The organism is Streptomyces sp. NRRL F-2664, assembly GCF_000719345.1.
Taxonomy (GTDB): domain Bacteria; phylum Actinomycetota; class Actinomycetes; order Streptomycetales; family Streptomycetaceae; genus Streptomyces.
The window spans coordinates 1-10,263 of sequence record NZ_JOFX01000074.1; the positions used below are offsets into that span (position 1 = coordinate 1).

Sequence of the window (10,263 nt, forward strand, 5' to 3'; positions counted from 1 at the left end):
CCGCACACTCCGCCGCGAGTTACGCAGAATCCAACTCCGACCCGACCTCACCGACAGCTGTCTCACGGCCACCGGTCTGACCATCAACCCACCGACCCCCCCCCTGAAACCCTCAGTAACTACCGTCACGAAGCCCGGAATATGCGCCCCGGCCCAGGCTGCCAAGGGCACGGGCGGTACCCGGCGCCAGACCGTGATGCCGACTTGGCCCTACCAGTACCCGGCTTTCGCCAGTTTCCTGCTCGTCCCGGGCCTCAGCGACTGAACGACAGCCGCTGGGAGTAACTTCAGTCGCTGCGCAAACATGCAGGTCAGACGCCCTAAGTTCCCAGATCAGCGACTGAAGCGACTGAAGTTGAGGTATATGGAGGCATTCGTGTGTGCGTGTGCGCGTCATATATAGAAGCCTTCAGTCGCTTCAGTCGCTGACTGGCGCTGCTCAGGTTGCTGACCTGCGCTTCTGCGGATCCCGATGATGAGCGACTCAAGCAGGTCGGTCGCTACCTGCGGCCGTCAGTCGCTGGCCTGAGACCGCAAATGAGTCAGCCGACACACCGAGAGGATGTTGGCGACACGCTGCGCACGCTCCTCGGCTGACTTCGCTAGTCTGTGTCTGTTATTGAGTCGCTTCAGTCGCTGTAAGGGGAACGACATGCCTGCTGAGCTGCGGCTTTCTCGCAGCGACTCAGGGCAGCCCGCCCCTGAGCGTTCAGTCGCTGGCCTCCGCCTGGCCAGGTGGTGCGCTAGCAACGGCTGGCCAGTCCACCCTCTGGGCGCAGGCCGCAAGACTCCCGCAGCCAATTGCCGCAACTGCGGCGCAGCAGGACACACCCACAAGGGTTGCGGATGCATCGCTGCCGGCCGCTGGTGCCATGGTTTTCACGCAGCGACCCTGGACTACTCACGGATCGACCATTGGTGGGGACACAACCCTGCCCTGGGCGTAGGAGTCGCGTGCGGCCCCGCGGACCTCGTCATCATCGATATCGATACCCACCACGCCGAAGCCCCCTCCCGAGACCGCATCCTGCCGGGCATCGAGATCGCCGACCACATCGACCTCACGGGCCTGACCACGGGTTACCACTCCCTGGCTGTCCTGGCCGCCCTCAGAGGTGAAGACAGCCCAGCACAGGACGCCTCCACGCTTCGAGTGCGTACCCCCTCCGGCGGAACGCACGTCTGGTACCGGGCGACCGACGGCCGCCGCTGGCAGTGCTCCACAGGCTCGGGTAAGCGAGCCTTGGCCTGGCAGGTCGACGTCCGGGCCCATGGTGGATACATCATTGCCCCAGGTACTACCACGTCTGCTGGTGCCTACACACCCATCGGCAGCGCGCGGAAACCAGCCCCCCTTCCGTCCTGGTTGGCTCATGAACTGCAGCGCACCGGACACTTGCCCGCTGCCCACGTCCCTGCTCCCCGGCCCGTACCCCCACGCGCCCGCCAAGCCGTCCTCGCGGCGGGGGGCGGACAAGACAAAATCTCCCGTCTTCTCAGGGCACTTCTCGCAGACGTCGCCGCGTGCGCGCACAGCTCCGAAGGCGCAGGCTTCACGGAGAAGCTGAACCGAGCCGCCTATTCCCTGGGCGGACTTGTCGCGGCCGGCTACCTGCGCGATGAGGCAGCCGAGCAGGCATTGCGCGATACGGCTGAAGCAGCCCGACCAGGCCAGACCCAGCGCTTCGGCAAGATCATCCGCAGCGGCATGACCGCTGGCGCCCAGCGCCCCTTGCACCTCGGAGGCCGACGGTGAGCCCCGCCCGCGAAACCGACGACGTCCTCTTCGACTTCGACCCGGCAGCTATCGCCGCGCAAATCCTCGCGCAGACCCCACCGCCCGTCCCGTCGCAGGGCCGCGAACGATCCCATCTCGATCACGCCACGTCCGCAGGCCTGCTTCCCGACACCCTCAGCGACCGCGGAAACGCAAAACTGTTCGTCAAGCTGTACGCGGGCGACTACCGGCATGTCCCCGGACTGGGCTGGTACCGCTGGGACACCACCCGCTGGCAGGTCGACGAAGACGACACGGTTGTATGGGCCGCAGGGGACCTCGCTGAAGCCATCGCAACCTCGGACTCCCGCGGAACCTACAGCGACCAGGCTCTACACAAACACCGTCGCCGCGCACTCAGTACCTCCGGCATGAGCGCCATGCTCACCCAAGCCAAGTCCGCCCCCGGCATGGTCCTTCGAGCTGAACTCCTGGACGCCGACCCCTACGCCCTGTGCACTCCCGCAGGCATCGTCGACCTCCACACCGGCCGAATCCGTACTCCGCAGCCGGATAAGGACTTCCATTCCCGCTCCACTTCGATCGGACCGCAGCAACAACCCACACCGAGGTTCATTCGCTTCCTCAAGGACACCTTCGGCGACGACGAAGCTGGCAAGGAGATGATCGATTTTCTCCACCTGATGCTCGGCTACTCCATCACTGGAGACGTCGGAGCTCAGGTCATGCCCTTCCTGTTCGGTTCGGGCAAAAACGGCAAATCCGTCCTTCTCGACGTGCTGATGAAACTTCTCGGTGACTACGCCGACGCGGCTCCCCCTGGCTTTCTCATGGCCCGCACCTTTGACGGCCACCCCACCGAACTCGCAGAACTCCATGGTCGACGCGTCATCGTCTGCTCCGAGGTCAAGCCCGGAGACAAGTTCGACGAAGCCCGGGTCAAGCTCCTCACCGGCGGTGACCGCATCAAGGCCCGCCGCATGCGCCAGGACTTCTTCTCCTTCGCCCCCACACACAAGCTGTGGCTCATCGGAAACCACCGCCCTGAGGTCGGCACCGGGGGCTTCGCCTTCTGGCGTCGCATGCGGCTCGTCCCCTTCGAACGGGTCGTCTCCGACGACCGGAAGATCGACAACCTGGCCGACATTCTCGTCACTGAAGAAGGCCCCGGCATCCTGGCCTGGCTCATCGACGGCGCCCGCCGCTACCTCGCTGGCGAGAAAGACCTCACAGGGCCGGCCCCGGTCCGCATCGCCACCACTGCCTACGCGGAGACCGAGGACCACACCGGCCGCTTCTTCGAAGAGTGCTGCGCCTTCCATGCCGACCACCGCGCGGAACAGGCCCGCCTCTACAACGTCTACCGCACCTGGTGCCAGAATGAAGGAGCGCCCACTATCTCCTCTCGAGCCTTCGCCGCGAGAGCCCGTGAGCTCGTCGGACTTGCATCACCCAAAGAAATGATCTTGTCTAACTCAAAGAAGTACTACCCCGGCATCGGACTGCTCGCAGAGGAGGAGAATGCATGAGCTCCCTCATCTCCGACGACGAGATTCATCACGAAGTGGACCTGATCTGGCTCGAAGACGTCACCGAACTCGACTATGTCCGGCAATCCCTGGACCGGCTCCCTACCCGCCGGGGGAAGCCCGCCTATCATCGCGACGGCCGCCTCGTCGGATACGCCCAACTCGGTCCCCAGGCAAAGCCCTCGCGCTCCAGCGGCACCTTCCGCCGCCGCGTCTTCTGGCTGCTGCCCCACGACCGAGACACCGCCCCCGAGGGGCTGTACGCCACCGGCGCCCCCGCCGAAGCCGTTGACCCGACCACCCTTGTGCCTGGAAGCAAGGGACGCAAAACGGATCGGTCTGAGAAGCCGACACAAGCAGCAGACACTTGACGGCGGGCGATGAGTGGGGGCTGAAGCCTTCTGGATGGGGTGTCCAAAAAGGAGTCGCTTCAGTCGCTGCACCGTGCCTGCAAATCCTCTCTGACCTGTACTTTCATCAAACGACTCAGTCGCTGACGGTCACCTCCGGTCGCCCGATGACGAGAGCAGCAGAGACGGCGCCGCCCCGCCGCATCCGGTCCGGCCGACGTACCGAGGGACCCGCTGTCGGTAGGACGTGTCTTAGGAACGGAACCCCGATAGTCCTGTACCTGGACCCGCGTGGCATTTGACGCAGCCACGTGATCACGTGAGGCACTGCCTCGGTTATCTCCCGGCGAGGGCGGAGGCCAGCCCGAGGCATTCATCTTCCTCGAAGTGCCCCCAGCGCCCGCTCGCGGTCCTCGGGCGACCCCTCGCCGCAGCCTGGGACGCCGTATGGCAAATCAGGCAGGCCGCCCCCCTCGAACTCCGCCACGGAGGCGGCCGTGACGTTTACGGAGTGCAGACCCTCGTCCACCATCGACTACCCGTCGTCCGATAGAGCGAGGTTGTTGACGAACGGTCCGCGATCGCGCAGATCCGCCGGTACGCATGGCCGTACTGGAGGGCGTAGCCCCTGTCCGCGCTGCACGGCCCTCCAGGCGCCACCGCCTCGGATGCGCCGGGTTGCCACGCCTTCCCAGTCTCCGAACTGACGTTCTAAGCCCTGAGTTCGGTGCAGTCAGGGACGGTGGACGGTCATGCGACCAAGCTGAGCAGGCTACAGACCGGTGAGCAGTTCGCCTACGTTTTCGACATGGGTGACGACTGGGCCCATCTGTGCACGGTCGGGGAGAAGCGGATCGATCCTCTCGAAGAGCTGGGTAGGACACCAGACCGGCCTGTCCCGTACTGGGGCTGGGGCGACCTTCCGGATCAGTACGCACGGCGCTGGGACGGTGACGACGGTGAGTCACCCATGCCAAGGCGGTCGGCCCGCGGGCTCAGGGATCTGCCGCCGTTACTTCCGTGGTGGGGTGAGCAGCGCCGCTGGTGATCGCCTTGGAGCTGGTGTGTCCGTATTCGCGGGGGGACGGCCGGCGGGGTGTCAGTGGTGTGTGCGAGGCTTCGTGTCATGCGTAACGACCTTCCTCTGACAGTGATCGGGAATCTTGTGGACGATCCGGAGTTGCGGTTCACTCCGGCCGGGGTGGCTGTGGCCCGCTTCACGGTGGCGTCGACTCCCCGGACGTTCGACCGGGAAGCGAATACGTGGCGGGACGGGGCGCCGACATTCATGGACTGCAGCTGCTGGCGGCAGCTCGCGGAGAACGTTGCCGGGTCCCTGTCGAAGGGCGCCCGGGTGGTGGTCGCGGGACGTCTGCGGACCGACAGATGGGAGAGTCCGGAAGGGGAGAAGCGTTCACGGATGGTGCTGGACGTCGACGACGTCGGAGCGTCGATGACGTTCGCAACCGTGACGATTTCCCGCACCGCCCGCCCGGTTCCGCCTCGTGAGACCGCTCCGGACGATCCCTGGGCCTCCGCCAGCCCCGTCCGTCCGGCCGCACCCGTCGCCGGCCCGGACGGCACCCCTGGCGAGGAGACTCCCTTCTGATGCCGGCCTTCCCCACCACCTCAGCGTCCCGCGCGCACTGACCCAGGAGATTTAGAGGGGGCCGCGGCAGCCGTGACCGCAGCGCAACAAGCACTGCAGGCCGCCCGCCGGGACGGCGCACGATCTCCACTCCGCCTGTGGTCCCCAGCTCCAGCGCAGTGTCGAAGCGCGGGTCAGGGCCTCGCGCAGCCGCTTCTGCAGGACCCTCGATGAACTTCTCCGGGTCCTGCGGCTGGCGGATCGCGTCGTAGTGCACATCGCGGTTGTCCTCGAAGTCCGGCGGCAGATCGTCCTGCGGGTTACGCCACCGGTTCGCTCCCGGCACCCATATCTCCCGCCGCCGTAGCGCATCCCGCAACGCCACCAGCACGCACAGCTCGTACGGGATGCGCTCGACCCGGCCGCGCTCATCCACCACGGCCTTGCGCCACTCCTCGCGTACCACCCCGCCCAGCGGGATCTTCTGCGCCTCGTGCAAGAACGCGCCCTCCTTCAAGAACGCGCCCTTCTTGGCGATTGGCTGGTCCAGATACCGCTTGAGCAGGTCGATTGCGTCCATCACCGGCCGGTAGGCGGTGTTGTTGCACTTCAGCTCCAGCGCGTTCAGCAGCGGTGAGAGCATCCGCCGCCAGTGGTTGGAGTACGACGAGCGCAGCACCGTACCTTGATCGGCTACACCACGAGAAGGGACACCATCGTTCAACGGCGCCGGGCTCTGGCGCTGACGGCGGTAGCAGGTGGCCCGGCTCACGCCGAGTGCCGGGCCTGCCCGCACCCGGTCGGCCACGCCGGTCGGGTCCTCCAGCGCCTGGGCCCGGGCGTCTTCGAAGCGCGCCCGCCGCCGAGCCCGCCCCGGCCGTGTCCGAGAGCACGGTCACTTGTTCCCGCCGTTGCTCATGGCGCTGCCCGTGGCGAGCTGGTCGAGCAGCGCGGAGAGTCTTCCCTGCACCTCAATGACGGTGCGGGCCTTGCCCGGCTCTTGCTGCAGCTTGGCCACCCACCAGCAAGCACGGCGAGAGCGAGGCCGTCCTGCGCCGGGTACGGCACCTGTTCGTCAACCGGACCAACCTGCGCGCGGCGCTGGTGCGGCTGGTCAACGCCACCTTCGCCGCTCGCGATGCCGCGTGGTGGGGCGAGGGCACCGCCTGCGCGAGCGACTCCAAGAAGCTCGTTTCCTGGGCCTGTCGCGCCACTTCTCCTCACTTAGGATGTCCTGCAGCAGCAGAGTGTTGACGTGCGCCAACGCCGACTGGTGCAGGTGCAGGGCGAGCATGGAGACCTCCTGGGACTCTTTGTCGGAGTCAGTCGTAGAACAGGTCGTGGTTGGCGGAGTTCCAGTTCTCCACGACCTGGAGTCCGTCGTTGATCTCACGCCGCAGGTCCGCGGCAGCGAGGTAGTCGCAGATGAACGCCGTACGCACCGCCCGCCCGAGTTCCTCGATCGCGCGGTATATGGGGTGCTTGGGCCCGCCGCGGGTGAAGCGGCGCAGGACCTGCTCGGCCTCCGCGGTGCCCAGGCGCAGGGCGGTGGTGTACTTCACGATCTGGTCGTACTGCTGGCGGATCAGGTCCCAGTCGATCGTCTTTGTCGACAGCACCGGCGCCAGGTTCGGCCACTTCTCGTCCTCCCCGGCCGCCGACCGGTACAGCTCAGCGATGCCGACCGGCGGGCCCAGTCCCCGCTGTTCTGGACTCATGTAAATCCCTACGGCCGGGTCGAGCTGGACATGAACTCTCACCTCGCCCTTGCGCCTGTAGCGGCAGCCAAGACGCTGGGCCCACGAACGCCGCCTGAGGCGGAAAACGTCCTATCGGCGGCGGGTCGAGCAGCCGGGGCAGCATCCTGAGGACGCGCACCCTCGGCGTCGGGCGAGAACGCCGGAGTCGTTGGGGGGGGGGTGCCGTGTACTTTCCGCGTGCTGTTCAGTTGTTCTGCTACGACAGTGTCTTGGTGACCATGGATGCCGCTTCGGCAACCAACTTGTTGTCGTAGTCGGCGTCCTTCGTGCCGCGGTTGGACATGATCGCCATGACGATGGGGGCGGCGCCCGGGGGCCACACGACAGCGATGTCGTTTCGGACAGCGTAGACACCACCTCCGCCGGTCTTGTCACCGACCGTCCACCCCTTGGGTACTCCGGCCCTGATGAGTTCGTCTCCGGTGGTGTTGGTCCGCAGCCACTGCGTGAGCTGTTCGCGTTCGTCCTTGCCCAGAGCGTCCCCGAGAACGAACGCCCGCAGGTCTGCCGCCCACGCGCGGGGCGTGGTGGTGTCCTGGGTGGCACCGGGCGACCACTGGTTCAGTTCTGGCTCGCGGCGTTCCACTTTGGTAGTGGTGTCACCTGTCTCGGCGAGAGCGGCGGCCAGGCCCTGCGGCCCGCCCAGTGCGTCGAACAGGAGGTTGGCCGCGGCGTTGTCGCTGTAGCGGACGGCAGCGTCACAGAGATCACGCAGGGTCATTCCGGTCTCGACATGCTTCTCGGTGACCGGAGAGTGGTCGATCAGATCGCTCCGGGAGTACTTGATCACCTTGTCCATGCCGCTCAATGAGTACTTGCGTAGAACGGCAGCGGCGGCGAACGCCTTGAAAGTAGAGGCGTACGCGAATCGCTCATCAGCGTTGAAGGCGACCTCCCGCCCATCGCCCGTATTGACCGCATAGACCCCAAGACGCGCACCGTACTTGCGCTCCAGCTCATAGAACTCGCCGACGGACGTCGCAGCCGGATCCGCCTGCGCTGTTGCGGCAGCCGGGACTGATGTCGCCTGGGTGCTGTCATTGCCGCATGCGGCAAGCGGAAAGGCGACGAGTACAGCGAGCCCTCCGACAACGACACACCGGGCACGGGTGGACTGCATAGTAGGACCTCCAGATAAGCCGTCAAAGGGTGCTGAGAGGAGACACCGCTCGGCTACCGGCTCATGCTCTTCTCCGCGTTCCATACGGTCCAATACGCATACAGCCAGTTCCATGCTGTTTCCATATAGAATGGCCGGATGGACCTGGTGGGAGCATGTCGGGCGTTTGTCAGCGTGATGGAGCGTGGCAGCTTCACCACAGGAGCGGCCGCAGCACGCATGTCACAGCCCGTGGCGAGCCGTCGCATCGCCGCACTGGAGGAGCTTTTCGGCGAACGTCTGTTTGAGCGGACATCGCGCCGCGCTACCCTCAGCTCCTTCGGCAGGGACATGCTCCCGGCGGCGAGGCGGCTCGTGCAGGCAGCCGACGCACTACTGAATGAGGCAGAGACGGCCAAGCGCAAGCCATGGCGGCTCGCCGTCCCGGGCAACTGCTCCACGGGCTCTCTCGCCCGCCTGATCGCCGATGCTCGGGACCAGGCAGTGATCCTTGATCTTCATACCGGTACGCCGACGCAACGCATGGAGCTTTTCCGCTCGCAGCAGGTACGCGCGGCCCTGATCACGGCGCCCGCGGACGAAGCCACGTGGTCCGTTCCTCTTGGCCTCGCGGGCACCGCGGCAGCCGGGGCCAGGCGCGTCTATCTGGCGACTCTCCGGGCCGGGCGGGCCTGCCCGGATCCGGTCCGCAAGGTCTGGATCCAGCCCGAGGATGACGTGCCGCACATCCGTGATCCGCTCACACGGCTGCGCGACGCACTGGGCCTGATGCCGGTGCAGCTCGCCATCGCCGCCGACTTGACCAATGCCATAGCCGAAGTGCTCCGCACGTCCGACCTGCTGCTGTGCTCCGCCGCGCAGGCCGACGAGCTCGGCCTCGACTGGAGGCCCATCGGTGAGATCACACTCAGCCGTGGATACAGCCTCGCAGCCGCCCCGGACGTCAATTCGCAACATGTCCAAGAACGCCTGGGCAGCGCGATCAGCCGCTGCTTTGGCCCTGCTACCCCGACCACCACCCCTCATGCAGTGGCGGCAGTATGAGTACCGAAGCGCTGCTGCACGACACCCGCCGACTGCTTCTCGACGGCGGATTGCACGGCTGCCTGCTGGTCCGTAACCTCCACACCGGAGCCGAGCTGGGCATCGAGCCCGACGCCCAGCTGCCCTCCGCCTCCCTGGTCAAGATTCCGCTCGCCCTGGCAACAGCGGAGCGCATCCAGCGCGGAGACCTCGATGGAGCAACAGCGATCGACGTCCAGCCCGGACGCATCACGACGCCGGGCCCCACCGGACTGACCCGGTTCCGCCACCCTGCCCGGATCGCCATAGACGACCTGCTCTACCTCAGCACCAGTGTGAGCGACGGGACCGCCGCCGACGCACTCTTCGACCTCACCCCCCCTGCCCAGGTGGCCCAGATCCTGCATGGACTGGGCCTGGACGGAATCACCATCCGGCACGGCATGCGCGAACTCACCCAGACCCCGGTAGAACGCTTCACTCCCGACCAGGCGCACCTCGCCCACGCCCTCGCCATCAAAGCCGGCACCAGCGGCCGCGGCCACCAAGTGCACCAGCTCGACACCACCCGCGCCAACACCGGCAGCGCACGCGCCTGGACCGCCCTGCTCCAAGCCTTGTGGACGCCATCGGCAATCCATCCCGAGGCCGCTGCACGGGTACGGGACCTCATGGCCCACAACCTGCTCCGCCACAGGCTTGCGCCAGACTTCAGCTCAGACGCCAGCGGCTGGTCCTCCAAGACCGGTACCCTCCTCAACCTCCGCCATGAGATTGGAGTCGTCGAGCACTCCGACGGGCATGCCTTCGCCATCGCCGTGCTCACGGAATCGCTTGTTCCGGCCAGCACCCAGCCAGGCGCCGACATTCTCATGGCACAAGCCGCCCGCAGACTGCACGACCACCTCCGGCAACTCTGACCCGAGCATCACCTCGAAGCCGACTCTCACAAACGGTCCATTGCGCGAGCAAGATCAATCGATAGCTGCCGGACCCCCGCCGCACCCGGATTCATTCTCAGAACCCGTTCTCACTCAAAAGCGGGATGGACCCCCTTCTGAGAGGGCGTTTCATCCCGTTGTTTCATCCCAGATTGCCGTGTTGAGGGTGGTTCACGCACCGCGCCAGGTCGGGGTGGATTCCGTTGTCAGGCGG

At 66.2% G+C, this 10,263-nt stretch carries 9 protein-coding genes and 1 pseudogene; 7 read left to right on the forward strand and 3 right to left on the reverse strand.

The window, feature by feature from the left end:
* The first annotated feature begins 652 nt into the window (after positions 1 to 652).
* From IF89_RS42960 to ssb, 4 genes are all read left to right on the forward strand, one after another.
* Positions 653 to 1,756, forward strand: a complete 1,104-nt coding sequence (locus tag IF89_RS42960) for a bifunctional DNA primase/polymerase (RefSeq protein ID WP_078628681.1) — start codon at positions 653 to 655, stop codon at positions 1,754 to 1,756.
* Positions 1,753 to 3,267, forward strand: a complete 1,515-nt coding sequence (locus tag IF89_RS0132930) for a DNA primase family protein (protein ID WP_030775936.1) — start codon at positions 1,753 to 1,755, stop codon at positions 3,265 to 3,267. The genes IF89_RS42960 and IF89_RS0132930 overlap by 4 nt, the downstream gene beginning before the upstream one ends.
* Positions 3,264 to 3,638 (forward strand): DUF6009 family protein, encoded by a 375-nt coding sequence (locus IF89_RS0132935; RefSeq protein WP_030775939.1) that lies wholly within the window; start codon positions 3,264 to 3,266, stop codon positions 3,636 to 3,638. Before IF89_RS0132930 ends, IF89_RS0132935 begins: the two co-directional genes overlap by 4 nt.
* Positions 3,639 to 4,743: 1,105 nt before the next feature.
* Entirely contained in the window at positions 4,744 to 5,226 is a 483-nt protein-coding gene (ssb, locus tag IF89_RS38695; protein ID WP_030775942.1) for a single-stranded DNA-binding protein, read from the forward strand.
* An 874-nt stretch (positions 5,227 to 6,100) separates the two neighbouring features.
* Here the strand turns inward: ssb and IF89_RS49175 are convergent.
* A complete protein-coding gene (locus IF89_RS49175; RefSeq protein ID WP_267882124.1) occupies positions 6,101 to 6,223 on the reverse strand; it encodes a hypothetical protein in 123 nt (40 codons plus the stop codon).
* Positions 6,224 to 6,246: 23 nt separating this feature from the next.
* Between IF89_RS49175 and IF89_RS42975 the strand changes: the two are divergent.
* A pseudogene (locus tag IF89_RS42975) lies at positions 6,247 to 6,459 on the forward strand (Tn3 family transposase); the annotation flags it as partial.
* Between the two features lie 68 nt (positions 6,460 to 6,527).
* On the opposite strand, the gene IF89_RS38700 reads toward IF89_RS42975, so the two are convergent.
* Together IF89_RS38700 and bla are read right to left on the reverse strand one after the other, a co-directional pair.
* Positions 6,528 to 6,923 (reverse strand): Tn3 family transposase, encoded by a 396-nt coding sequence (locus IF89_RS38700; protein ID WP_199820598.1) that lies wholly within the window; start codon positions 6,921 to 6,923, stop codon positions 6,528 to 6,530.
* 238 nt (positions 6,924 to 7,161) lie between these two features.
* Positions 7,162 to 8,085, reverse strand: a complete 924-nt coding sequence (gene bla, locus IF89_RS0132960) for a class A beta-lactamase (RefSeq protein ID WP_030775947.1) — start codon at positions 8,083 to 8,085, stop codon at positions 7,162 to 7,164.
* Between the two features lie 138 nt (positions 8,086 to 8,223).
* Between bla and IF89_RS0132965 the strand changes: the two genes are divergently transcribed.
* Both IF89_RS0132965 and IF89_RS0132970 read left to right on the forward strand, forming a co-directional pair.
* Positions 8,224 to 9,129 carry a LysR family transcriptional regulator gene (locus tag IF89_RS0132965; RefSeq protein ID WP_051808010.1) on the forward strand — a complete coding sequence of 302 codons (906 nt, stop codon included), beginning with the start codon at positions 8,224 to 8,226 and terminating at the stop codon, positions 9,127 to 9,129.
* On the forward strand, positions 9,126 to 10,028 hold the full coding sequence (locus tag IF89_RS0132970) for a serine hydrolase (RefSeq protein WP_030775953.1): 903 nt from the start codon (positions 9,126 to 9,128) through the stop codon (positions 10,026 to 10,028). Before IF89_RS0132965 ends, IF89_RS0132970 begins: the two co-directional genes overlap by 4 nt.
* Positions 10,029 to 10,263 lie beyond the last annotated feature (235 nt).

Excerpts from the sequence above, each read along its gene's own strand:
- IF89_RS42960 (WP_078628681.1), top strand. The coding sequence starts at position 653 with ATGCCTGCTGAGCTGCGGCTTTCTCGCAGCGACTCAGGGCAGCCCGCC.
- IF89_RS0132935 (WP_030775939.1), top strand. The coding sequence starts at position 3,264 with ATGAGCTCCCTCATCTCCGACGACGAGATTCATCACGAAGTGGACCTG.
- ssb (WP_030775942.1), top strand. The coding sequence starts at position 4,744 with ATGCGTAACGACCTTCCTCTGACAGTGATCGGGAATCTTGTGGACGAT.
- IF89_RS38700 (WP_199820598.1), bottom strand. The coding sequence starts at position 6,923 with ATGAGTCCAGAACAGCGGGGACTGGGCCCGCCGGTCGGCATCGCTGAG.
- bla (WP_030775947.1), bottom strand. The coding sequence starts at position 8,085 with ATGCAGTCCACCCGTGCCCGGTGTGTCGTTGTCGGAGGGCTCGCTGTA.
- IF89_RS0132965 (WP_051808010.1), top strand. The coding sequence starts at position 8,224 with ATGGACCTGGTGGGAGCATGTCGGGCGTTTGTCAGCGTGATGGAGCGT.
- IF89_RS0132970 (WP_030775953.1), top strand. The coding sequence starts at position 9,126 with ATGAGTACCGAAGCGCTGCTGCACGACACCCGCCGACTGCTTCTCGAC.